Below are 23,158 nucleotides of genomic sequence, written 5' to 3'. Positions count from 1 at the left end.
AAACCCTGATGAGGATCGTCCTATGATGACAGAGAAACCACCGCGTATAGGAATGATATCGTTGGGGTGCCCCAAAGCCCTGGTCGATTCCGAGCGCATCCTGACCCAGCTGCGCATGGAAGGCTATGAAGTCGTGCCTACCTACGAGGACGCCGACGTGGTGGTGGTCAACACCTGCGGCTTCATCGACAGCGCCAAGGCCGAGTCGCTGGAAGTGATCGGCGAAGCCATCAAGGAAAACGGCAAGGTCATCGTCACCGGCTGCATGGGTGTCGAAGAAGGCAGCATTCGCGACGTGCACCCGAGCGTGCTCTCGGTCACCGGCCCGCAGCAGTACGAGCAAGTGGTCAACGCTGTGCACGAAGTCGTGCCGCCGCGCCAGGATCACAACCCGCTGATCGACCTGGTGCCGCCACAAGGCATCAAGCTGACCCCGCGCCACTATGCCTACCTGAAGATTTCCGAAGGCTGCAACCACAGCTGCAGCTTCTGCATCATCCCGTCGATGCGCGGCAAGCTGGTCAGCCGTCCGGTTGGCGAAGTGCTGAGCGAGGCCGAGCGCCTGGTCAAGGCCGGCGTCAAGGAAATCCTGGTGATTTCCCAGGACACCAGCGCCTATGGCGTCGACGTCAAGTACAAGACCGACTTCTGGAACGGCCGCCCGGTCAAGACGCGCATGCTCGAACTGTGCGAAGCACTGAGCAGCCTGGGCGCCTGGGTGCGTCTGCACTACGTGTACCCGTACCCGAACGTCGACGACGTGATTCCGCTGATGGCCGCCGGCAAGATCCTGCCGTACCTGGACATTCCGTTCCAGCACGCCAGCCCGAAAGTGCTCAAGTCGATGAAACGCCCGGCCTTCGAAGACCGCACCCTGGCGCGGATCAAGAACTGGCGCGAACAGTGCCCGCAACTGGTCATCCGCTCGACCTTCATCGTCGGCTTCCCGGGCGAAACCGAGGAAGACTTCCAATACCTGCTCGACTGGCTGAGCGAAGCCCAGCTCGACCGCGTCGGCTGCTTCCAGTACTCGCCGGTCGAAGGCGCACCGGCTAACGACCTGGGCCTGGACGAAGTGCCGGACGACGTCAAGCAGGAACGTTGGGATCGCTTCATGGCCCACCAGCAGGCCATCAGCACCGCCCGCCTGCAATTGCGCATCGGCAAGGAAATCGAAGTACTGATCGACGAAGTCGAAGAACAGGGTTCGGTCGGCCGTAGCTTCTTCGATGCGCCGGAAATCGACGGCAGCGTATTCATCGACGGCGACCATGGCTTCAAGCCGGGCGACAAGGTCCGCTGCCGCGTGGTGGACGCCGACGAGTACGACATGTGGGCCGAACCGATCTGATCGGTACGCCGCAAAAATAGAGCCCCGCCGTGATTGGCGGGGCTTTTTTTTGCATCTATTGTTTCTTCTTATTGCCAAGGAGAACAGCCCAATGCGCACGCCCTCGATCGTGCAGACGCCGCACCTCAGCGATTACCCCGAACTGGTCCGGGTGTGGGAAGCATCGGTGCGCGCCACCCACGATTTCCTGCCCGACAGTTACATTTGCCTGCTGCGTGAGCGGGTCCGCGCACAGTACCTGGACGCGGTGATGCTGATCTGCTGTCGCGACAGCAAACAGCGCATTACCGGCTTTGCCGGGGTGGCCGCCGGGCGTGTGGAAATGCTTTTCGTCGACCCCGCACACCGCGGCCAGGGTATCGGCACTCACTTGCTGCAGTACGCCGTCGAACACCTGAATGCCGACCAGCTCGACGTTAACGAACAGAACCCGCAGGCGCTGGGCTTCTACCTCGGGCAAGGTTTCGAAGTGATCGGCCGCTCACCCACCGACGGCATGGACAAGCCCTACCCGCTGCTGCACATGCGGAAAATTCGTACACAGTCTGTAAAAACTGGCTGACAGACGCCGTCAGTCGCTTCCGAAATTGCGGCGAATGGCCGCTGCGGGCAAATGCGCCCGGGCTTAACCGGTCGCGGGCGGGTACAATGGGCTCCTTTCCCAGTGCCACGGCAACCGTCATGTCTGAACCCATTCGCCTTTCCAAACGCCTTATCGAACTGGTCGGTTGTTCCCGACGGGAGGCCGAGCTGTTCATCGAGGGCGGCTGGGTCACCGTCGCGGGTACCGTCGTCGACGAACCGCAGTTCAAAGTCGACGACCAGCCGGTCGCCCTGCTCCCCGGCGCCAAGGCCGAAGCCCTGGAACCGGTTACCCTGCTGCTGCACCAGCTGGCCGACCAGGACAGCGAAACCGGCCGCCTGAGCATGACCCCCGAGAGCCTCTCCGAGGCCCACGCCGAAGGGCGCCGCCCGCTCAAGGGCCACTTCGCCCGACTGACCTGCCTGGCCGAGCTGCAAAAGGGTGCCAGCGGCCTGCAGGTGTACACCCAGGACTGGCGCGCCGAGCGCAAGATCACCTCGGACCTGGCCAAGCTGGAACAGGAATACGTGGTCGAAGTCAGCGGCCAGATCATTGCCACCGGCCTGGAGCGGCTGAACCGCGGCTTCAACTGGAAGGGCAACGAGCTGCCGAAGGTCAAGGCCAGCTGGCAGAACGAAACGCGCCTGCGCCTGGTGGTGAAAAATCCACCAGCCGGGTTGATCGCCCTGCTGTGCACCAGCGTTGGCCTGAGTGTGGTCAGCATGCGCCGCATCCGCATTGGCGGTGTGGCCATGAGCAAGCTGCCTGCCGGGCAGTGGCGCTACCTGGCCAGTAAAGAAAAATTCTAAGCCTCGCCACTCGGGCGAAGCCTCCCTATCAGGATTGTTTGCATGATTCACAACGACGTACTGCGCAGCCTGCGCTACCTGCTGGACATCAGCGATACCAAACTGGCCCAGATCACCCGCAGCAACGGCTTTGCGGTCGGCGATGCCGAGATCTCCAGCTACATGAAAAAAGAAGACGAGGAAGGCTTCGTACGCTGCCCCGACGAAGTCATCGCGCACTTCCTCGATGGCCTGGTGATCTTCAAGCGTGGCAAGGACGAAAGCCGTCCGCCGCTGCCGATCGAGCTGCCGGTAACCAACAACATCATCCTGAAAAAGCTGCGGGTTGCCTTTGAGCTTAAGGAAGACGACCTGCACGCGATTCTCAAGGCGGCAGACTTCCCGGTAACCAAGCCGGAACTGAGCGCACTGTTCCGCAAGGTCGGGCACAACAACTACCGTCCGTGCGGCGACCAGTTGCTGCGCAACTTCCTCAAGGGCCTGACCCTGCGAGTGCGTGGCTGAGGCCCTGATGAGCTACAACGTCTCGCCGGTTGGCTTCGTCCGCTCCTGCTTCAAGGAAAAGTTCGCCATTCCGCGCCAGCCGCAGCTGGCCCCGGCCGCGCGTGGCGTGCTGGAGCTGGTGCCGCCGTTCGACCAGGGCGAGGCGGTGGCCGGGCTGGAGCAGGTCAGCCACGTGTGGTTGCTGTTCCTGTTCCACCAGGCGCTGGAGGACAAGCCGCGCTTGAAGGTGCGCCCGCCACGTCTGGGCGGTAATACCTCGATGGGGGTGTTTGCCACCCGCGCCACCCACCGACCGAACGGCATCGGGCAATCGGTGGTGCGCCTGGAGAAGGTGGAGGCCGGCAAGCTGTGGTTGTCGGGGATCGACCTGCTCGATGGCACGCCGGTGCTGGATATCAAGCCGTACGTACCGTATGCCGATCAGGTGCCGGAGGCACAGAACCAGATGGCCAGCGCGCCACCTGTGGCGATTGCCGTGGACTGGAGCGAAACCGCCCTGCCCCAGGCTCACGAGCACGCGCTGCGCCTGGCCGAGCCACTGGTGGAACTGATCGAGCAATGCCTGGCCCAGGACCCGCGCCCGGCTTACCAGGTGCCGCCGCCAGAGCGGGTATACGGGGTCCGGTTCTGGGATGTGCAGGTGCGCTGGCATTACCCGCAGCCGGATCGGATTCGGGTACTGGAAGTAGTGCAGGACCTGTAAGGCCTCGTCCCGCGATGCTTTATCACAGACACAAAAAACGCAGGCCAAGGCCTGCGTTTTTTGTTTACCACCCGCCGATCACTTCTCGACGAACGCACGCTCGATCAGGTAATCACCTGGCTCGCGCATCCGCGCCGAGATCTTCAAACCGAAACTGTCCAGCACTTCGCTGGTTTCGTCCAGCATGCTCGGGCTACCGCAGATCATCGCACGGTCGTCCTGCGGGTTGATCGGTGGCAGACCGATATCACTGAACAGCTTGCCGCTGCGCATCAGGTCGGTCAGGCGGCCCTGGTTCTCGAACGGCTCGCGGGTCACGGTTGGGTAGTAGATCAGCTTGTCACGCAGTGCCTCGCCGAAGAACTCGTTCTGTGGCAGGTGCTCGGTGATGAACTCGCGGTAGGCAACTTCGTTCACATAACGCACACCGTGAACCAGAATCACCTTTTCGAAACGCTCGTAGGTTTCCGGGTCCTGGATGACGCTCATGAAAGGCGCCAGGCCAGTACCGGTGCTGAGCAGGTACAGGTGCTTGCCCGGGTTCAGGTCGTCGAGTACCAGCGTGCCGGTAGGCTTCTTGCTGATGATGATCTCGTCACCTTCCTTCAGGTGTTGCAACTGGGAAGTCAGCGGGCCGTCCGGCACCTTGATGCTGAAGAACTCCAGATGCTCTTCCCAGTTCGGGCTGGCGATCGAGTAGGCACGCATGAGCGGGCGGCCGTTAGGCTGTTGCAGGCCGATCATCACGAACTGACCGTTCTCGAAGCGCAGGCCCGGATCGCGGGTGCACTTGAAGCTGAACAGGGTGTCATTCCAGTGGTGAACACTGAGGACACGTTCGTGGTTCATGTTGCTCATGTACGGGCTCCTGAAATAAAACGCAGCGCTAACCTAGAGCGCGATTGCGCGATAGTTTAGTGCGAGCGACAATATCTGTTAAATGAATTATCAAGATATGTCTTATCGGTTATATAGATATGCGATTTACACTTCGTCAGCTTCAGGTCTTCGTCGCCGTCGCCCAGTACCAAAGCGTCTCCCGCGCGGCGGGTATGCTGGCGTTGTCGCAATCGGCGGCCAGCACCTCTATCACCGAACTTGAGCGGCAATCGAGCTGCCAACTGTTCGACCGCGCGGGCAAACGCCTGAGCCTCAATGCCCTCGGCCATCAACTGCTGCCGCAGGCGGTGGCGCTGCTCGACCAGGCCAAGGAAATCGAAGACCTGCTCAACGGCAAGTCCGGTTTCGGCTCGCTGGCAGTCGGCGCCACGCTGACCATCGGCAATTACCTGGCCACCCTGCTGATCGGCAGCTTCATGCAGGTCCACCCGGAAAGCCAGGTCAAGCTGCATGTGCAGAACACTGCACATATCGTGCATCAGGTGGCCCATTACGAAATTGATCTGGGTCTAATCGAGGGCGACTGCAACCACCCGGACCTGGAGGTACAGCCCTGGGTCGAAGATGAGCTGGTGGTGTTCTGCGCACCGCAACACCCGCTGGCGCAACGCGGTCGAGCCAGCATGGAGGAGTTGACCCGTGAGGCGTGGATCCTGCGCGAACAGGGCTCGGGCACGCGGCTGACATTCGATCAGGCGATGCGCCATCACCGTTCGTCGTTGAACATCCGTCTGGAGTTGGAACACACAGAAGCGATCAAACGCGCGGTGGAGTCGGGCCTGGGCATCGGCTGCATTTCCCGCCTGGCCCTGCGCGACGCCTTCCGGCGCGGCAGCCTGGTGGCGGTGGAAACGCCGGACCTGGACCTGGCCCGGCAGTTTTTCTTCATCTGGCACAAACAGAAATACCAGACCTCGGCCATGCGCGAATTTCTCGATCTATGCCGCAACTTCACGGCCGGCGTACGCCGCAGTGACGAGATCGTGCTGCCGAACATCGCTTAGAGCAGAATCACCGCCCAGATCAGGCCAACCATGCTCAAGGCTACGAACTGGGCGGCGCTGCCCATGTCCTTGGCGTTCTTCGACAGCGGGTGGCGATCAAGGGAAATACGGTCGATGGCTGCTTCGACGGCGGAGTTCAGCAACTCGACGATCAGCCCCAGCAGGCACACAGCAATCAGGATCGCCCGTTCGGCACGGCTGACGTCCAGCCAGAAGGCGATCGGAATCAGCACCACGTTCAGCAGCACCAACTGACGGAACGCGGCTTCGCCAGTGAACGCCGCGCGCAAACCGTCGAACGAGTAGCCCGCGGCGTTGAAAACACGTTTAAGGCCGGTCTGGCCTTTAAAAGGCGACATAGAAAGTCACTTCAACCATGAAAGAGCGGTGCAGGCTACTGCACCGCGGGTCAAAAAACCGTGAAGGCCAATGGCCTTAACCGGCGGAAACCGATTCAAGTTGTTGCAGCAACAGCGCAGCCTGGGTCCGCGTACGCACACCGAGCTTACGGAAGATCGCCGTGACGTGGGCCTTGATGGTCGCTTCGGAGACGCTCAGCTCGTAGGCGATCTGCTTGTTCAACAAGCCTTCGCAGACCATCGTCAGCACCCTGAATTGCTGCGGCGTGAGGCTGGCCAGGCCTTCGCTGGCGGCCTTGGCCTCGGCGGAGACGTCGACCTTCTCGAACGCCTGCGGCGGCCACCAGACCTCGCCGTCGAGCACTTTTTGCACGGCATCCTGAATGTCTTCCAGCGGGCTGGATTTGGGAATGAAGCCGCTGGCACCGAATTCACGGGACTTTACCACCACCGCGGCTTCTTCCTGCGCCGAGACCATCACCACCGGAATCTGCGGGTATTGCCCACGCAACAGCACCAGGCCGGAAAAGCCGTAGGCGCCAGGCATGTTCAGATCGAGCAGCACCAGGTCCCAGTCGGCCTTCTCGGCCAGACGGGTTTCCAGTTCGGCAATGCTGGCAACTTCTACCAGACGGACATCCGGGCCCAGGCCCAGGGTAACGGCCTGGCGCAAGGCACTGCGAAACAGCGGGTGGTCATCGGCAATCAGGATTTCGTATGTGGCCATCGATCTAATGGTCCTGTTCTGTGCAGGCGTCGAAAGGGAGCAGGCGCGCAGGATGCCGAGGCCAGACGGGAGGGTCAAGCTTCCTCCGGCACTGGCCGGGCGGGCCCAGGCGCCGGCTACACATTATGAAGCAAAGTCGCCGTCTTGCCCCTTGTACTATAGGAAGGGTTTCAGACGTTGATGTACGTCATCCTGTTCGTCCAGCGCCAGTTTGAACTTGGCGCCCAGGTAGTGCGTACTGAACACGTCGAAGTAGGCGTCCAGCGCCTGCGCGGCGGTCTGATCGCCGGCCAGTTCGAGGCACAGGGCAGCGACTTCGACGGTACACAGGTGGTCGTCGCGCTTGGAGCGGCGCAAGCGGTAGCGCGAGAGCTGCTCGGGCTGCAGGCTGAGCACCGGGAAGCGGTTCAGATACGGGCTCTTGCGGAACATCTTGCGCGCTTCGGTCCAGGTCGCATCGAGCAGGATGAACAACGGGCGCTTGCCCGGCTGCGGTTGCACCTGGGTGGTCACCCGCTCCGGCGGCTCGACAAACTCGCCTGGAAACACCACATACGGCTGCCACTGAGGGTCGTCGAGCAGTGCCAGCAGCCGTGGGTCGACCTGAACCCGCTGCCAGTTGAAGGCGCTGGTGTCGGCGATCACATCGGCAATCAGCCAGCCGGTGTTGGTAGGCTTGAGTGGCTCGGTGTCGTGCATCAGCAGGCACATGGCCGAGTCGGCGGCCACCTGCGGACGCCAGGCACACAGGCAATAGCTGTCGATCACCCGGCAACGCGGGCAACGCGGGGCGCGCGAGCCACGGGCGATGAAGGGTTTGACACTGAGCGCCAGGCGCTCGGCGCGCAGGCGCGAGACAGCGTGACTCATGACCGACGGCCAGACGAACGGAAAACAAAGGACACTGCACACACTCGGCGAGACGAAAGCGCGGCAGTTTATCAGAGCGCGCCGGGTCACCGAACGTTTGCCGTGCAGGCGGCGCGGCTCCTCCCCTATAATCCCCGACCTATCGTTGCCTGCTGGCACCGGGCCGCGTCGCGAAGGGAACACCGCAGGCGGTTGTCGGTCAAAGCGCCAGTTACCGAATCAGGAGAATTTCATGCTGCGTTTCATCGCTCCAACCCTGGGCCTGCTGCTCGCCCTGCCACTGTCGGCACAGGCTGCGTCGCTCAAGGACTTCGAGCTGACCAAGATGCTGGAAAAAGTCGCCAGGGAAAGCAGCGTCGGCACCCCGCGGGCGATCAACGAAGACATTCTCGATCAGGGCTACACCGTCGAAGGCCGGCAGTTGATCAACCACCTGAGCGTGCGTGCCAGCCACGCCGAACAGATGCAGGCCAACCCGGAAAAAGTGCGCGATCAACTGGGCGCCAGCGTCTGCAAGAACACCGGTTTCCGCCAGTTGCTGGCCAAAGGTGCGGTGCTGACCTATCGCTTCACCGAGTACAAGACCAACCGCGCTGTCGGCGAGCAAGCCTTCGATGCAGCCAGCTGTGCAATCAAACGGGTCAACTAGCGCCTGAGCGTGCACACCCGGTCTTCACTGGCGCGCCGCTGTTCTTCATCGGCGCGCAGCTCGGCGACCAGCGCCTGGATATAGCGCGAACGCCGTTCCCCTCCCGCCAGCCGCTGCAGGCACTCTTCTTCCAGGCTCAGGTTATTTGCCTGGGCTGCACGTTGTAGCAGCCGATACAGCTGCGTATCCAATTCGATACTTACACGTTGCATACCGCAGCCTCCCTGCGCGCACCAGTCGCTAACTTTCAGTTAATCAGAGTGTTCCAGCGATTGGATCCCACCTGACGAGCGGTCGGTTCATCGCACAAACACGCGTCTGGGTCTAAATTGATAACGAAGACCTGGATAGAGGTTTGTTGCACAAGGAGATTTCAATGCCTTATCTACCGAACGAGCTGCTTGCCAGCCACTTCCACAACCACGGGATCGACCTCAGCCACATCGACGCACAACTGCAATTGATCGCCCCAAACAGCCCCAACCTGCCGCTGTACCGGGACATGATGCTCACCGTGTTGCGCATGGCGCATGACGACAGCAACCGCTGGAACGCCAAGATTACCCTGCAAGCCCTGCGTGAACTGGATCACGCCTTCCGCGCACTGCAACAATTCAGCGGCCGCCGCAAAGTCACGGTATTCGGCTCGGCACGCACCCCGGTGGAACATCCCATGTATGCCCTGGCGCGCGAGCTCGGCGCCACGCTGGCGCGCTCCGACCTGATGGTCATCACCGGCGCCGGCGGTGGCATCATGGCCGCCGCCCATGAGGGCGCGGGCGTCGAACACAGCCTGGGCTTCAACATCACCCTGCCCTTCGAACAGCATGCCAACGCCACCGTCGATGGCACCGACAAGCTGCTGCCGTTCCACTTCTTCTTCATTCGCAAGTTGTTCTTTGTGAAGGAGGCCGACGCCCTGGTGCTCTGTCCTGGTGGTTTCGGTACCCTCGACGAAGCCCTGGAAGTGCTGACCCTGATCCAGACCGGCAAAAGCCCGCTGGTACCAGTGGTGTTGCTCGACGCCCCCGGCGGTACCTTCTGGCAGGACGCACTGAACTTCATCACCCGGCAACTGGAAGAAAACCGCTACATCCTGCCCAGCGACATGAAGCTGCTGCGCCTGGTGTACAACGCCGACGAGGCGGTGGCAGAAATCAACCAGTTCTACAGCAACTATCACTCCAGCCGCTGGCTGAAGAACCAGTTCGTGATTCGCTTGCAGCACCCGTTGAGCGAAGCTGCGCTGCTCGACCTGCAGGACGGTTTCGCCGATCTGCGCCTGAGCGGCAACTTCCATCAGCATCGGTACACGGGCGCGGAACAGGACGAAGCACGCTTCAGCCACCTGCATCGTCTGGCATTTGCCTTCAACGGCCGCGATCAGGGCCGCCTGCGCGAACTGGTGGACTTCATCAATCTGCCGGAGAACTGGGCGCGACCCCACTTGCACCCTTCCCAGGCCACACAACGGGCACGGGAAGCGATCAAGTTAAGTTGACGGTTTGCATGCCACTCGCCCGCCTGCCCCACGATGGCTCAGGCGCTGCACCGACTAATCGTCCAGCCCCCGGCCGCTCAATAGGCGGCCGACCATCTCCATGGAAAAACCACGGTAAACCAGAAAACGGGTTTGCTGTGCGCGGCTGCGCGGGTCGCTGGGTAACTGCCCGGCGAACTTGCGCTGCCAGACATCGATCAACTTGGCCTGCCAGTCGACATCTGCTTCGCGCAGGGCCTGCTCGATATCGCTGCGCTGCAAGCCACGCTGGCCCAGTTCTTCACGAATACGCGAAGGGCCATAGCCAGAACGTGATCGGTAGCTGATAAAACTCTCCAGATAGCGGGCCTCGCTGAGCAGGCCTTCGTCCGTAAGACGGTCGAGTTCCTGCTCGATGAGTTCGTCTGGAGCGCCGCGCTGACGCAATTTTCGCGTCAGCTCGACTCGACCGTGCTCGCGTCGCGCGAGCAGGTCCATGGCTGTCCGTCGAACTGCGACGGGGGTGTCGAGTACGGCGGACATAGGCAGATCAGAAGTCGGCGTCAGCGTCTGCTGGCTCGTCGGCTTCGTTCACCGCAGCAACTTTGCCGGCAGCTTCAACAGCGCCCGCGTTCAGCAGCTTGTCGCGAATCTGCTTCTCAAGGGTAGCGGCGATCTCTGGGTTCTCCTGCAGGAACTTGGCGGAGTTGGCTTTACCCTGACCGATCTTGCTGCCTTGGTAGCTGTACCAGGCGCCGGATTTTTCCAGCAGGCCGTGCTGCACGCCCAGGTCGATGATCTCGCCGTTGAGGTAGATGCCCTTGCCATAGAGGATCTGGAACTCGGCCTGACGGAATGGCGGAGCGACCTTGTTCTTGACGATCTTGACGCGGGTTTCGCTGCCAACCACTTCGTCGCCTTCCTTCACCGCGCCGGTACGACGGATGTCCAGACGCACCGAGGCGTAGAACTTCAGCGCGTTACCACCAGTGGTGGTTTCCGGGCTGCCGAACATCACGCCGATCTTCATACGGATCTGGTTGATGAAGATCACCAGGCAGTTGGCGTTCTTGATGTTACCGGTAATCTTACGCAGCGCCTGGGACATCAGACGGGCTTGCAGGCCCACGTGCATGTCACCCATTTCGCCTTCGATCTCGGCCTTGGGTACCAGCGCGGCCACGGAGTCGACGATGATCACGTCAACGGCATTGGAACGCACCAGCATGTCGGTGATTTCCAGGGCCTGTTCGCCGGTGTCCGGCTGTGAGACCAGCAGGTCGTCGACGTTGACGCCCAGCTTGCCGGCGTACTCCGGGTCGAGTGCGTGTTCGGCATCGACGAAGGCGCAGGTGGCGCCCATCTTCTGGGCCTGAGCAATGACCGACAGGGTCAGCGTGGTTTTACCCGACGACTCCGGGCCGTAGATCTCGACGATACGACCTTTTGGCAGACCGCCGATACCCAGGGCAATATCCAGCCCCAGGGAACCGGTGGAAATGGCCGGAATCGCCTGGCGCTCGTGATCGCCCATGCGCATGACCGCGCCTTTACCGAATTGACGTTCGATTTGACCCAGGGCCGCAGCCAAGGCACGCTTCTTGTTGTCGTCCATTGAAGTCCTCACGTAATCGATAGGGCCTGACGGCCTGAACACCTGTATAAGTAGCCAGTATTATTCCACAGGGTTTTCTTCCCGCCTACCCCCGTCTGGCGAATTACTCTGCGCCAAGCTGTAACAAACCCTCTAACGCGGCGATTACCGTTTGTCGGCGCACCGCTTCGCGGTCGCCGTCGAAGTGCCGGCGCTCGCTGCTGACGTGTTCGCCATCGGCCCAAGCCAGCCATACAGTACCAACCGGTTTGGCTGGCGAGCCGCCATCCGGCCCAGCCACGCCGCTGACCGCCACTGCAAAGCGCGCGCCGCTGGCGGCACGGGCCCCACGGACCATGGCCTCGACCACTTCCTGGCTAACCGCCCCGACCTCACCGAACAAGGCCTGCGGCACATTCAGCTGGCGGGTTTTCTGCGCATTGGAGTAAGTCACGTAGCCGGCCTCGAACCAGGCCGAGCTGCCCGGCACACGGGTGATCGCCTCGGCAATGCCGCCGCCGGTACAGGATTCGGCGGTAGTGACCTGGGCGTGGAAGCGACGGAGGTGTTCGCCCAGCCGGGCGGAAAGTGCGGTGATCGGGTCCATGGCAAGCTCCTTGACAGTCTGCCGCCTACCCTACACCAGCGCCGCTCCGGCAGAAAATCCTCAGCGCGCCAACGCCCGCACATACCCCTGGCAGGCGCGCAAGGCGATCAGTCCGGCATCACCGGCGTCGGTGATGGCGATAATTCGTCGAGCATGCGCCGGGTCAAGTCGGGCGCGTACGGGGCCATGATCCACGCCGCCGGCGCCGGGGGTGGCCGGCATTGATCGGTTGGGGTTGCTGTCACTGGCAAGGAGGGCTGACAACCGCAGATCAGCAGTAGCCAGCCGGTCGCGCAAACGCGCTTGAGCCTGTTGGGCATCGAGCAGCTCCTGATAGTGGCTGTTGTCGTTGAGTTCGATCTGTTGTTCCAGCACCCGTCGTTGCTGCCGCTCGCCGAGCAACTGGCGGGTACTCGCCTCGGCCTGTTGCCGACGCGCCTCGACGTGGGCCTGCTCGCGCTGCGCCAGCTCCCGGCCGTAGCGCCAGGCCTGGACGTGCCAGGTCAGCGCCACGGCCAGTAGCAGCGGTATCAGCAGCAAGACGGCCTTGAGCCGGCTCAACAGAGCACCTCACGGGCTCGTGCCCAGAGTTTCAGGCGCTCTTCGAGACCATTGAGGCCGCCATTGATGTGCCGGGTGATGCGGTTGAACTCGCCGCGATCGGCCAACGGGTTCAACCCACGGGACTGCCAGAACCACGCCGCCGACTCACAGGCCCACTGTGGCTGCTCCAGCAGTTGCGGCAACTCCAGCAACCGCTCGTCCGCAAACAGCGCAATGCTGCAGGCACGGTAGTTGTTGCGCCCGGTAACCTGGATCAGGCCCCGGCCGCAATAGCGCTGGCCATCGCCATCGGCCTGCGGCGTGTTGCCCAGGCGCAGGGCCAGGCGGCCGGTGTCGTAGCGCGCCAGGTAGCGCTCGTTGCCCAGCTCCTTCAGATAGCGCAGTTGGCCGGACTCGTGGCCGACCTGGGCAAGAAAGGCGGCAGCGCGTCGCGGGTTGTCGATTTCCCAGCGGGACATCGACATGTTGAGCGCAGGAACGAAAACACCCGCTTGAGGGCGGGCGTTGGGGAGGATTTCTCGTAGTTGAGCTTCCGTTATCAACATGGCCGCGCCCCCTGCTAACGCACCGAGAAGGTGCTACTGCTGGCGACCGATTGGTCCCTCTCGACGTAGCACTGCGGGGCCGGAATAATCGCGGGGATGTTGCCAGAACGTATCGACATCAATTGAGCTCCGTTGGGTTTGGCTGCTTCTGCGGCCTTGAGCATGACCTCGCTGTCGGCCGGGGATCGGCCGACCAGCACGCACCAGAAAGCGGCACGCGCCGATCGTACCGAGGCCCTCACGCTAACGGGCCAGATCGCCCGATTTCATTGGTTTTTCTGTCTAGAGCAATGGGCGTAGGACACCCTCGCGCGCATTACTCAACCAGCAACCGGCGCACCGGGTGTACACGGTACTCACCGCTCTTGCCGCGGTAGTACTGCTGCCCTTCGGCCATGTGCAGGGTGAAGGCGCTATTGGCAGATTGCTGCGAACTCGATAGGTACCACTCGTTTACGAACAGCCCCGGAATGCGCTGCCAGCCGTGACTCAACTCGCCAATCGCCGGCAGGTAAAAGTCGTCGAGGCCATCGGCGCTAAAGGTGTCCGACACCTCCGCAGCGGGACGTGAATCTTCCTCCTGGACCAGGGTGGCCGTGTTCGTCCGGCCATCGATGTGATCGGTCGTCGCGCTGTCAACGCCATAGCCGCCATAGGCATGCCTGCCCACATCGGCACTGGCAAAGATGACGTAACACAAACCTTCGGGGTACTCGCGTCGCCCCGCATAGATGCCGCCCTGGCCCAGCCAGTATTCGCCAATGGCCGGTGGGGTGAGTTGTTGTTTTTGTTGTACGTTCATGGTGATGTCCTTTCTTTGAATGACTTCCTTGTCAGGGTTGATACAGCCTGGCGAATACCAGCTGATGCGGCAGTTAGCGTCAGGCTGACGTAGTGCTAGTTGTTCGGTTGCACCGGTTCCTGGGGTGCGCTACGACGCAATCAACGCGCCGTGTAGGTCCGTTGTGCCTTGTTGCCTGTGGCCCGCGCCTTTCCCTGACGGCCACCGTTGCACTCGACGGTGGTGCCCCAGCCCGACGAGGTGAAGGTCTGCTCCACCGACTCGACCAGGTATTCGCCGTCCAGCCCGAGCTTGAAGCCCTGCATATCGATGAGCCGTTCACTGAACACATCGGTGCGCCCGGCCATCTCCAGCCGCACGTGCGCCGTACTGCGGTTCAACGCAGCCAGCCGCGCGCGCGCCGCCTGCTCGGCTGCGGCCCTGTCCGGGTACAAGTGGCGGTCGGTGTAGACCGGTGCCAGCCCATCCGGTGCCTGGTCGTTGGTCAGGTGCACCAGTTGCGACTGTCCGCTTTTCTTGTCCTGATGCCGGGTTTGCACAGCCTTGTGCGTGCCCTTGTCGGCGATACGAAATTGCCAGCGGCTGACATCCCTGCGCCGCACCACGGCCGTACCCAGCGGTTGCCCACTGGCACTCTGCCCGCCCTGACGCGGCAGCATCAGCAAGCTCCCGTCGCCGATCTTTGCGGTACAGTCGTACTGCTTGGCCAAGCGAGTGATGAAGTTGAAATCCGACTCGTTGAACTGGTCGACCCGCGCCACCTTCGTGAGCACCGGGCAGGCCGGCTGCCAGCCATTGCGTGCCGCGATATCGAAGACGATCCGTTGCAACGGCACGTTTTCCCAGCTACCGCTGCGGGTAGTCTTGCCGCTGCCACGCATGTCGCTGGCCTTACCACGGATTACTACGGTGTCCGGCGGGCCGGACAACTCGACCTCATCCACGGTGTAACGCCCCAGACGCGTCAACGTCTGGCCGGCATACCCCAGGTGGACCTCGATCAGTGCCCCACGTGCCGGCAAAGCCACCGCACCATCGCGGTCATCGATACGCAACTCAAAATCGTCCGAGTCCATGCCGGGCTTGTCAGTGGTCCTCAGCAGCAACAGGCGGTCATTGATCAGCGCGGTGATGTCGTTGCCGTCGGCGACGATGCGATACACAGGTTGCATGGCTCATGCTCCAGAAGAATGTTCAGTCCCACAACTGCACCATTGCCTCGCTCGCCGTCGTCAGCACCGGCAGCACGATCAGTACCCCGGCGCGAAACGGCTGCGGCTCGTCGGCTAGGCCCTGATTGGCATTGAGCACGGCCTCGACGCTGCCGTTCAGGTGCCCGTAGTAGTGCTGGCACAAGGTGTCGAGCAGGTCTCCTTCAGAGGTTCTGCAAGTCGTCGCCATAGCTCACAAACTCCAGTGAAAAGCCTTGTTTACGCGGAATGCCACCTGCCAGCAGGCTGCTCTGGTCTTCGTCGATGCCGGTCAGGCACCAGTTGCCCAGTACTTCGCCATAACCGCTGGTCAGGCTCAATGGGCACAACTGGCGGCCGATACTGCGCAAGGTCTGCAACTGCCCCAGCCCGCCTTTGAAGCCGGGAAAAATCGCCCCGCGAATGCTGATTTTTTCCTCGCTCAAGCTCACCGCCTGCTGCGCGACACTGCGTGCCAGACGCTCCTGACCGACCCAGCGGAAGCTGGTCTGCCGGCGCAGCTCATCGAACGCGGCGGTGTCGAGGTTGAAGTAATAGGCCGGCGACTCGCCATCCAGCGGTTGCAGGATCAGCAGGTGCGGAAAAGGCTTCACCGCCTCCACGGCAGGCGTGGCCTCGGGGGCGAAGCTGCTGGTAGGCAGGATGTTGCCCAGCGACGGGCTGATCCTGCCGGCGATCCGGTTGATGCTGGCAGCCGCCTTGGCCGCTTGCACACCGAACGCCTGCACCCGCGCCTGCACCTGAACGACCACCGCCTGCGCCTGGTCGTATTTCGCTGACATCTGGTTCACCGCCGCTTGCGCGGTATGAATAGCGCGCAGGGTGCGTTGCAACTTGGCGCCAATTGCCGGGCCGACGAAGGGGATGCCCTCCAGCTCGGCGACGGCACCGGTGATATCGCCGACCGCGCTATTCATCGGCGCGAGCATTTCGTCGGCACTGCGCCGCCCAGCTTCACCGGCCGCCGCAACGTAGCGCAGCGCCGATTGCAGTTGTTGCAGGTAATTCATAGTGGCTCCTTAAACCTGAACATGCGGAGCATCAGCCAGCTGGCGCGAGGTGGCCATGCGCATCATTTCTTCGAACTGCCGACGGATCATCGCTTGCAGGTCCTGGGTGAACAGGCCGACATCGGGCACGCTGCCCTGCACGGTGATCGGCATGTTCGGGGTGAAGGTGAATTGCTGGGTGACCTGCGCCGGCAGTTGCTGGCTCGCAGCTGCGGCCTGACTCAACCCCGGCAGGCGCTGCTCGGCAGGGCTAGCTGGCGCCATTGCCCGCACCACTTCGCCCGGCTGGGTAGCGCCCGGCTTGTCCGGGGCGGCAGGTTTGTCGGCGTCCTTGGGGGCGAAAACGGTCTTGCCGACCCAGCCACCGATGGCCTCACCGACCAGCGGCCCGACCGTTGCTGCCAGCATCGGTCCGACCACGGGAATGAACGCAGTACCAACCGAACCGACCAGACTACCGATGGCTCGACCGTAGCCTTCAGCTTTGTCTTGCGCAGTTTCGGCGTTGGCCAAAGTATCGAGCGTTTGAGAGGTCGCTTCGGTAACGGCCCCGCCGCCCCCATGGGGGCGCGCAGCACGCCCAGGGTTAGTGGTAAGGCTCAGCGCATTGCCAGGTCGTGGTGCGCTGCGAGGCTTGGCCTGGCCTTTGCCGCCGCCCTTGCGACGCTTGTCCTGCATCGCCTTCTGGCGGAATTGGCTGTCCGGCGATATGGCCGGCGAGGGAGCTTGGCTGGCAGGTGCAGGCACTGGCTTGGCAGGCTCGGGTAGCGGTTCAACTGCCGGCTTGGGCACATCGGGCGACGGCGGTGCGCGCTTGAAACGTTCGCGCACCTTATCCACCAGAATGCCGCCGAGAGCCTTGCCCTTGAATGCCAACACCGTCGTACCCAGTACGGCACCAATGGCAATAGCGACCTTGGCGAAGGCGCCCAATCCCGAGTAAGCGTTCGCTGTACTGGCAACAAACGCAGTGGTATTGAGTGTTACACCACGCAAGGCATCGCCCAGCCCACGTAACGCATCATCGACAGCCTGGGACGTTTCGATCAGTTGCTGTTCGACTGTTGCGCGGCGCAATGACAAATCGCTGTCGAGCACCTCGGCGGCACGCTTTCGGGCAGCGGGGTCCTTGCCCTGCAATTGCTTCTGCAAATCGCTCATCTGCACCGTCGACAACGGCTCGGCCGCGGCCTCTGCGCTACCCTTACGTTGCAGCGCGACCAGTCCGAGAGCCGTTTGCATACCGCCCGGATCCTTCACCCCGGCCTCACGCAGCAGCGACTGCATCAGCTTGGCCGTGCCCTCGCTGTCTGCCCCCTGCCCGACCACATACTTGGCTGCCAGCGGCAGGTAAGCCAGTGCCTGACCCAGCCCCATGCCGGTATCGACCAGTTGCTTGAGCAACACGACACTGGCGTTACGCTCCATACCAGTGTCTTTCGACACACTGCCGACCTGTTTGCGGACTGTCTCTTCGGTTTTCTCAAGTTCTTTTTCGGATTTCACCCCGGTGTGAATCGAGACATCCCGAATCAGCTTCTCGTAGCCGGCACTGATCGTGACTGGCAAGGCCAATGCCTGCGCGGTCTTCACGGCGTCGCCGACCACGGGTACGTCCTTGATGACCTCAAGGCTGCCCTTGGTTTCAGTGGCTTCCTTGTCCGCCGGTTTGACCACAGCAGCCGGCAGGGTAACCGACACCGCAATAGCTTCCCTGCCCTGTCGCGCCAGCCGCCCCAATTCGACGTTTTGTTGCTGCAGCAGGCCCAGATTGCTGTCCATATAACGCCGCAAAGCCACGTACAGCGCCGCTTCGCCAGACTCGCTGCGGACCAGAGCCTCTTGCAGGTTTTCGCTCTCCTCGAGGAGGTCCTCAAGCAGCTTGCGCTGATCGCTGTTTTTCTCCAGTTTGCGCAGGCGGTCATCGACCGCCTTGAACACGTTACCTACCGTGAACGTCACGGAGGCGCCGATTTCTAGCTTGAATGTCTGATTCGCCATCAGGTCCTCCTCTGGCCGCGTCATGCGCTCAACCCGTGAGCCACCAGACCATGTCGCCGAACGACATACTCATGATCTCGGCTGCGGAAAAGTTCAGCTCCTGGGCGAGCCGCCTGGCTGCCGCCTTCTGCGAGACCGGGTCAAACCTCGTCATCCTGCACCAGGCGAAAATACCCGGCCTGCAAGCGGCCATAGTCCTTCAGCGACAGGCCTTCGAGGTCCTTGATGCCAACCTCGGCCAGCGAGGCAAACAGGTTCAGTTCGCGCTGCTCGTCATCGCTGTCGACCTGCGCCTGGGCGACACGGATGTCGCGCACGGTAGGTGCCCGCAGCGTCAGGCTGTCGACCTGTAGGCCATTGGCCTCGGCAGGCTTGGTTAGCCGCACCACGACGCGCTCGGCGCTGACGCTGAGCCAGCTCGGTGAATTGTTGGACGGGGTCATGGGCACTCCTTATAGGCCAAGGGCGGCACGTTGCGCGGCGAGCTGGTCGACGCCGTTGATCACGCGTTTCATGCCCAGTGGGTCGATCTCATAGACCGCGCGCCCATCCACTTCCAGCTTGTAGTAGGTCAGTGCCACGTTGTGCTTGATCTCGGCCTTGTCGCCGGGCTTCCAGTCGCCCATGTCGACTTCCTTGAGGGCGCCGCGCAGGGTCACGATCACCGGGGTGATCTGGCCCTTGAGACCTTTGAAGGCCCCCCGGAAGGTGCCGTTGAAGGCACTGCCGTCGGCCAGGCCGAAGAACTTCAGCGACTCGCGACGTACGCCGGTGGTGACGAAGCCGGCTTCCTGTTTTTCCATGCCCTGGTCCATCTCGACCGGCATGTCCATGCCGCCGGCACGGTGCTCTTCCATTTTCAGGGTGAGCTTGGGCAGCGTCAGACTCGGGACATCGCCCTGGAAGCTCACGCCGTCGACGAACAGGTTCAGGTTCGCCAGAGTTTCGGGAATCATTGCCATGGTTGTAGTGCTCCTTGAGTTAAGCGGTGGTATCGAGAACTTCGGTCAGCCATTGGTTGGTCACTTCGACGCGGAAATTCGGATTCTCCGCAGGCGGCACGTCGGTGAAGCGAATGTTCCAGTAGACCTTGCCCTGCTCCAGCTGGCTGGCCGTGTTCAGTTCCGTGTCGGCGAACACTTCGAAGTTGATGATCGCGCCCTGTGCCTTGAGGTCGCGCATGAACGCCTGGAGGCCTTCGGTGACATCCTTGACGTAGGTGGCGGTGATCGAGCGGTCGACCGCCCATTTGTGTCCGTAGAGGATCGCGTCCATGACGATGTCCATGGTCCGCACACGGGTGACGAAGGCCCATTTCGGGTCGCTGCTCAGAGTCCGGTTGCCCCACAGGCGGTAGCCGTCGTCGCGGATGATGGTGCTGATGTTGGCGTTGTTCAGCAGGTTCGCGCGGCAGGTTTCGTCGCCGTCGAGAAACTCGATCGGGCGCGTGGTGCCGGTGATGCCGACGAACTCCTTGTTCGACGGCGAGGCCCAGAAGCCGTACTCGCGGTCGGTCCAGGCGAACAGCCCGGCGACGAAGGCCGAGGCCGGGGCGTCGACAGTGGCGTTCGCGGTGGTGTCCCAGTACTGCACCCCCGGATCAACCAGGAACGCACGTTTGGCGCCGAAGTGTTCCGCGTAGGCCAGAGCCGCTTCGTCGGTGCTGTTCGGGCCGTCGATGATGGCCACGCCGCGCAGTTTGTCGGCCAGTGCTACCAGGGCGCTACCGACGGCCTGGGTGGCGCTGTGTTTCGGCGTCACCAGCAGGCGCGGTTGGGCGTTGAAGCGGCTCTTACCGTCGAGCAGCGCTTGCAGGCCTGTGCGTTTGCCGTCGGCGAGCACACTGCCGATGATGGCCGAGGTCTGCTCGGCGGCATCTTCAAGCTTGGCCACACCACAGGCGACGATCACCGCCTTGGCCCGGGTGTAGATGGCCTGGCAGGCCTTGGTGATCGCCGAACCGGCGCCGAAGGCGGCGATGGCTTCGCGCTCGCTGGTGATCAGCACCAGCTCGTTGGCCTTGGCTGCTGCCGTCGGGCCTTCGGTAAAGGTGTCGACCAGGCCGATGATCGAGGACGACGGCAAGGCGATGGTGCGGGCGCCGGTGTCGACGTTGGTGACCGTAACACCATGGAAAAATCCGCTAGTCATTGTTCAAGCTCCAATAAATAAAAGCCCCGCTTCAGCGGGGCTTTGGGAATGTGCTGCGTCGGGCGCAGCGGAAAAGAACCACCCTCTCGGGCGCAAGGTCATGGTGTAACCGAGGCTAGCCACACCGGGGCCACAGGGCGTTTGCTGGCGTCAGGAAAAGCAGCAGACAACGGCCACTCGCGGAGTGCCTGGCGATATCCCAGCAGCTCGCCGAACTGCACGATAGTCAGCGAGCTGATGGCCCCCAGGTCGATTTCATCGCGGTGCCGTGCGACGCTGCGGTCGGTGTGCTGCAGAACGTCGTCGCGCCACGAACGCTCGACTGCTTGCTGTTGGGCCCTGTTGGGGCCGAGCCGGGCACGCAGCATCGGCATGCCCTGTTCGCTGGGAACGATTTCAAGCCCGGCTTCCTGGCCACCGAGCAGCTCCAGGTAAACGGAAAGCGCGATGCTCACCGCGTCCGCAGGTACGTTATCGCTCACACCCGGAGAGAAGAAACCGCCTAGTGTGGCGCTGTACAGCACCGTGTTTTCACTTGCCATACGCCCTCCAGAAGAGGGTCTGTGCCAAAGATCGGGAAGGTCCGGTGTTCGCGTCGATCAGGATGGTTGAAAGTGAAGCGCCATTCTTCTTGGCCCCTACGGTCATGAACTGATCCCCGCCCAGCAAACCTGCGTTCTGGGTTGTCGCCATCACGCCGAAAACTGCCGTGTTGAAGGCGATAGGTAAGGTAATGGTCATCTGGATGTTGTCCTCGATCGTTACCACACCCCATTGTTCAATGAAGCCGCTTGGCTCACGCTTCCACCCGGTGGCACCGAGCGAAGCAGAGAACTGGGTGCTGTACTTGAGCGCCAGCGTACCGCCGACCAGACGCCATTCGATGCCGGAGGTCTGCATGAAAACCGCTGTTTCATCCCGCTCGAGTACTGGGTTCAACAACACTCCGCCACTCGTCAACGTCAACGAGGCACCAGCCGGAGCGGCAACGGTCACCAGGGCTTCGGAGTTGCCCGCCAGCGTTACCAGCCCACCACGCGTCGAAGCACCGAACTCTGGTAGGGTCACCACATAGGAAGACTGCGTGCCCCCACAGAAGGTGATACCGCCAATCGCCGAAGCGCTCAGTGCAGTCGCCCCGCTGATGGAGGCCGAGGTTGAATACCGCTGTCCCACCTGTGTTACATAGCCGGTAGTGGCAAGACGCAGTGAAGCATCGAACTGAGTGGGAGCGGGGGCAGTGGGGACCCCGGCGAAGGCAGGCGACAAAAGCCGAGCAAGGCCATTGGTGATGTCCATGAAGGTCAATGCGGTGCCCCCCAGTACAATCGGGTCATCGGTCACCAGTTGCCAGATGGTGTCAGCCTGGGTTACGCCGGTTTCAACCGATACCGTAAGGCCAGCTGTTACCTTGGCCGAGCTATCGGCATCAGTAGAGCGCAACCAGGCGCCGGCAGACGCGACATAGATACCATTTAGGGCCGCCTGGGTCTGGTTTTTGACCAGAATCCGGTCACCAGCCGCAAGCGGTGCTACCCAGTCAGCACCGGCCTGTACAGCCAGCCCTGAAAGGTTGATTGCAGCCTTGGTCGCGTAGCGGCATGAGGTCTTGGCATCGAGCTTCGCCAGTTCCTCGGCAATCCGCAGATCCACCCATTCCCGAGAGGCGGTGACGACTGCCGGGTCAATCTTCAACGCAACGTTGGCAACATTGCCGAAGACAACGTGCATGCGCACGGTTTGAGTGCGCCCTGAGCCTTGGGTCAATAAAGGTTTGTAGCTCGGCGCGGGTTTGGCGACAGCAACAAAGTTACCATCGGCATCTTCCAATGCCAGCTCCCGCATCCACCAGCCGCCGATATCCGGCGGCAAGATCAGCTCTGCGACCAATACACCAGGGTCCTGGGGCGACTTGTACAAACTGTTTAGCGGTGCGCGGTAAACCCTACGCACCAATGCCGCTTGCGAGGGGCTTGGCGTGGGGTCTGGAAACTGCGCAGGATCGCCTCCGGCATCGCCGATCAGCATGTGCGAAATTTTCCAGGGAATACCCAATGCGTTGGCATTGGTTTGGCGCGCAACCCCGATAGTGGTCAGGAAGCCGCCGAACTGCGTCGTTAAGTTAGCCATTTAAATAGACATCCAGAATGTCGGTAGTGTGGTCGGCGAGCGCATGGTGCCCGGCCAGATAAATCTCGATATCCGCAGACTCCCAGGGGTAGACCTCCAGCACGTCACCATCGCATACAGCAACCGCCTGATAGGCGCCCAGCCGGGTTTCCAGACTGATATCCAACTGAGTCATATGTCGTGTCACTGGCTTAGCGTCATCAATCAGCCAGGACAACTCACGGTAGACGTCCTCCGTGATACCGGTTTCGGATACACCGATTTTCAGTGAGAAGGTGCCAGCAACGCCTTGGGGTTCGGTCTGAAACCACTCCACGACATCAATCAAATAACCGAATGGCTCCACTACTTGGCGCAGCGCACCAATAGTTCCCTTGCGTGCATGCACACCAAAGGAAGAGCGAATCACCGAACGTTTGATCGCCTCGGGCCAGCTGTCGTCCCAGCGGTCCACCGACCAGGCCCAGGCCAGCTGGTGAAGCAGATGTACCGGGCAGGTGTCAGGGTTGTAGAGGGCCCGCAAGGCCACTTCGAGCGGGTCCTCGGCGGCCACTTCGAGTGCGCGTTCCAGCGGTGTGCGGTTGAGCGGGAGGAAACTTTTCAT

At 62.0% G+C, this 23,158-nt stretch carries 29 protein-coding genes; 8 read left to right on the top strand and 21 right to left on the bottom strand.

Features of this window, described 5'->3' with window-relative positions; genetic code table 11:
- Window positions 1–25: 25 nt before the first annotated feature.
- From rimO to tsaA, 5 genes are all read left to right on the top strand, one after another.
- Entirely contained in the window at window positions 26–1,351 is a 1,326-nt protein-coding gene (gene rimO, locus DCO48_RS05730) for a 30S ribosomal protein S12 methylthiotransferase RimO (protein ID WP_116549720.1), read from the top strand.
- Between the two features lie 91 nt (window positions 1,352–1,442).
- Window positions 1,443–1,913: a GNAT family N-acetyltransferase gene (locus DCO48_RS05725; RefSeq protein WP_116549650.1), complete on the top strand. Its 471-nt coding sequence runs from the start codon at window positions 1,443–1,445 to the stop codon at window positions 1,911–1,913.
- 119 nt (window positions 1,914–2,032) lie between these two features.
- The gene (locus tag DCO48_RS05720) at window positions 2,033–2,743 is read left to right on the top strand and encodes an rRNA pseudouridine synthase (protein WP_116549649.1); all 711 of its coding nucleotides are present in this window, start codon (window positions 2,033–2,035) and stop codon (window positions 2,741–2,743) included.
- 42 nt (window positions 2,744–2,785) lie between these two features.
- Window positions 2,786–3,247 (top strand): DUF1456 family protein, encoded by a 462-nt coding sequence (locus tag DCO48_RS05715; protein ID WP_116549648.1) that lies wholly within the window; start codon window positions 2,786–2,788, stop codon window positions 3,245–3,247.
- Between the two features lie 7 nt (window positions 3,248–3,254).
- Window positions 3,255–3,950: a tRNA (N6-threonylcarbamoyladenosine(37)-N6)-methyltransferase TrmO gene (tsaA, locus tag DCO48_RS05710; protein ID WP_116549647.1), complete on the top strand. Its 696-nt coding sequence runs from the start codon at window positions 3,255–3,257 to the stop codon at window positions 3,948–3,950.
- Between the two features lie 78 nt (window positions 3,951–4,028).
- Here the strand turns inward: tsaA and fpr are convergent, their stop codons facing one another.
- Window positions 4,029–4,808: a ferredoxin-NADP reductase gene (fpr, locus tag DCO48_RS05705; RefSeq protein WP_003222277.1), complete on the bottom strand. Its 780-nt coding sequence runs from the start codon at window positions 4,806–4,808 to the stop codon at window positions 4,029–4,031.
- A 119-nt stretch (window positions 4,809–4,927) separates the two neighbouring features.
- On the opposite strand from fpr, the gene DCO48_RS05700 reads away from it, so the two are divergent.
- Complete coding sequence (locus DCO48_RS05700; protein ID WP_116549646.1) at window positions 4,928–5,854, top strand: LysR family transcriptional regulator; 927 nt, start codon at window positions 4,928–4,930, stop codon at window positions 5,852–5,854.
- Here DCO48_RS05700 and DCO48_RS05695 read toward each other — a convergent pair.
- The 3 genes from DCO48_RS05695 to DCO48_RS05685 form a co-directional block, all read right to left on the bottom strand.
- Window positions 5,851–6,213 carry a diacylglycerol kinase gene (locus tag DCO48_RS05695; protein ID WP_116549645.1) on the bottom strand — a complete coding sequence of 121 codons (363 nt, stop codon included), beginning with the start codon at window positions 6,211–6,213 and terminating at the stop codon, window positions 5,851–5,853. The genes DCO48_RS05700 and DCO48_RS05695 overlap by 4 nt on opposite strands.
- A gap of 76 nt (window positions 6,214–6,289) precedes the next feature.
- The gene (gene erdR, locus DCO48_RS05690; protein WP_116549644.1) at window positions 6,290–6,940 is read right to left on the bottom strand and encodes a response regulator transcription factor ErdR; all 651 of its coding nucleotides are present in this window, start codon (window positions 6,938–6,940) and stop codon (window positions 6,290–6,292) included.
- Between the two features lie 156 nt (window positions 6,941–7,096).
- On the bottom strand, window positions 7,097–7,810 hold the full coding sequence (locus DCO48_RS05685; RefSeq protein WP_116549643.1) for a tRNA-uridine aminocarboxypropyltransferase: 714 nt from the start codon (window positions 7,808–7,810) through the stop codon (window positions 7,097–7,099).
- 232 nt (window positions 7,811–8,042) lie between these two features.
- Between DCO48_RS05685 and DCO48_RS05680 the strand changes: the two genes are divergently transcribed.
- Window positions 8,043–8,459: a quorum-sensing-regulated virulence factor family protein gene (locus DCO48_RS05680; protein ID WP_116549642.1), complete on the top strand. Its 417-nt coding sequence runs from the start codon at window positions 8,043–8,045 to the stop codon at window positions 8,457–8,459.
- On the opposite strand, the gene DCO48_RS05675 is transcribed toward DCO48_RS05680, so the two are convergent.
- Window positions 8,456–8,671 carry a hypothetical protein gene (locus DCO48_RS05675; protein WP_116549641.1) on the bottom strand — a complete coding sequence of 72 codons (216 nt, stop codon included), beginning with the start codon at window positions 8,669–8,671 and terminating at the stop codon, window positions 8,456–8,458. The genes DCO48_RS05680 and DCO48_RS05675 overlap by 4 nt on opposite strands.
- Window positions 8,672–8,835: 164 nt before the next feature.
- On the opposite strand from DCO48_RS05675, the gene DCO48_RS05670 reads away from it, so the two are divergent.
- Window positions 8,836–9,960 (top strand): LOG family protein, encoded by a 1,125-nt coding sequence (locus tag DCO48_RS05670; RefSeq protein ID WP_116549640.1) that lies wholly within the window; start codon window positions 8,836–8,838, stop codon window positions 9,958–9,960.
- 54 nt (window positions 9,961–10,014) lie between these two features.
- Here the strand turns inward: DCO48_RS05670 and recX are convergent, their stop codons facing one another.
- The 16 genes from recX to DCO48_RS05590 all read right to left on the bottom strand — a co-directional run bounded on the left by recX (window position 10,015) and on the right by DCO48_RS05590 (window position 23,158).
- The gene (gene recX, locus DCO48_RS05665) at window positions 10,015–10,482 is read right to left on the bottom strand and encodes a recombination regulator RecX (RefSeq protein WP_116549639.1); all 468 of its coding nucleotides are present in this window, start codon (window positions 10,480–10,482) and stop codon (window positions 10,015–10,017) included.
- Between the two features lie 7 nt (window positions 10,483–10,489).
- Entirely contained in the window at window positions 10,490–11,554 is a 1,065-nt protein-coding gene (gene recA / locus DCO48_RS05660) for a recombinase RecA (RefSeq protein WP_116549638.1), read from the bottom strand.
- A gap of 103 nt (window positions 11,555–11,657) precedes the next feature.
- A complete protein-coding gene (locus tag DCO48_RS05655) occupies window positions 11,658–12,140 on the bottom strand; it encodes a CinA family protein (protein WP_116549637.1) in 483 nt (160 codons plus the stop codon).
- Window positions 12,141–12,200: 60 nt separating this feature from the next.
- Entirely contained in the window at window positions 12,201–12,701 is a 501-nt protein-coding gene (locus DCO48_RS05650) for a lysis system i-spanin subunit Rz (protein ID WP_116549636.1), read from the bottom strand.
- A complete protein-coding gene (locus DCO48_RS05645) occupies window positions 12,698–13,249 on the bottom strand; it encodes a glycoside hydrolase family 19 protein (protein ID WP_116549635.1) in 552 nt (183 codons plus the stop codon). The genes DCO48_RS05650 and DCO48_RS05645 overlap by 4 nt, the downstream gene beginning before the upstream one ends.
- Before the next feature lie 316 nt (window positions 13,250–13,565).
- A complete protein-coding gene (locus tag DCO48_RS05640) occupies window positions 13,566–14,051 on the bottom strand; it encodes a DUF1566 domain-containing protein (protein WP_116549634.1) in 486 nt (161 codons plus the stop codon).
- A gap of 140 nt (window positions 14,052–14,191) precedes the next feature.
- Window positions 14,192–15,223 carry a phage late control D family protein gene (locus DCO48_RS05635; RefSeq protein WP_116549633.1) on the bottom strand — a complete coding sequence of 344 codons (1,032 nt, stop codon included), beginning with the start codon at window positions 15,221–15,223 and terminating at the stop codon, window positions 14,192–14,194.
- Between the two features lie 22 nt (window positions 15,224–15,245).
- Window positions 15,246–15,452 carry a tail protein X gene (locus DCO48_RS05630; protein ID WP_116549632.1) on the bottom strand — a complete coding sequence of 69 codons (207 nt, stop codon included), beginning with the start codon at window positions 15,450–15,452 and terminating at the stop codon, window positions 15,246–15,248.
- Window positions 15,427–16,272, bottom strand: a complete 846-nt coding sequence (locus tag DCO48_RS05625; RefSeq protein WP_116549631.1) for a phage tail protein — start codon at window positions 16,270–16,272, stop codon at window positions 15,427–15,429. The genes DCO48_RS05630 and DCO48_RS05625 overlap by 26 nt, the downstream gene beginning before the upstream one ends.
- A 9-nt stretch (window positions 16,273–16,281) precedes the next feature.
- Window positions 16,282–18,273 carry a hypothetical protein gene (locus DCO48_RS05620; protein ID WP_116549630.1) on the bottom strand — a complete coding sequence of 664 codons (1,992 nt, stop codon included), beginning with the start codon at window positions 18,271–18,273 and terminating at the stop codon, window positions 16,282–16,284.
- Window positions 18,274–18,413: 140 nt separating this feature from the next.
- The gene (locus DCO48_RS05615; protein WP_116549629.1) at window positions 18,414–18,716 is read right to left on the bottom strand and encodes a phage tail assembly protein; all 303 of its coding nucleotides are present in this window, start codon (window positions 18,714–18,716) and stop codon (window positions 18,414–18,416) included.
- 9 nt (window positions 18,717–18,725) lie between these two features.
- Window positions 18,726–19,235: a phage major tail tube protein gene (locus DCO48_RS05610; RefSeq protein WP_116549628.1), complete on the bottom strand. Its 510-nt coding sequence runs from the start codon at window positions 19,233–19,235 to the stop codon at window positions 18,726–18,728.
- 19 nt (window positions 19,236–19,254) lie between these two features.
- The gene (locus tag DCO48_RS05605; protein WP_116549627.1) at window positions 19,255–20,424 is read right to left on the bottom strand and encodes a phage tail sheath family protein; all 1,170 of its coding nucleotides are present in this window, start codon (window positions 20,422–20,424) and stop codon (window positions 19,255–19,257) included.
- A gap of 98 nt (window positions 20,425–20,522) precedes the next feature.
- Window positions 20,523–20,966, bottom strand: a complete 444-nt coding sequence (locus DCO48_RS05600; protein ID WP_116549626.1) for a phage tail assembly chaperone — start codon at window positions 20,964–20,966, stop codon at window positions 20,523–20,525.
- Complete coding sequence (locus DCO48_RS05595) at window positions 20,956–22,554, bottom strand: phage tail protein (protein ID WP_116549625.1); 1,599 nt, start codon at window positions 22,552–22,554, stop codon at window positions 20,956–20,958. Before DCO48_RS05595 ends, DCO48_RS05600 begins: the two co-directional genes overlap by 11 nt.
- Window positions 22,547–23,158 (bottom strand): phage tail protein I, encoded by a 612-nt coding sequence (locus DCO48_RS05590; RefSeq protein ID WP_116549624.1) that lies wholly within the window; start codon window positions 23,156–23,158, stop codon window positions 22,547–22,549. The genes DCO48_RS05595 and DCO48_RS05590 overlap by 8 nt, the downstream gene beginning before the upstream one ends.

This window comes from Pseudomonas sp. SDI (genome assembly GCF_003105155.1).
Classification (GTDB): Bacteria; Pseudomonadota; Gammaproteobacteria; order Pseudomonadales; family Pseudomonadaceae; genus Aquipseudomonas.
The sequence above is the reverse complement of the archived record's forward strand: the minus strand, read 5'-3'. Positions and strand labels throughout refer to the sequence as shown.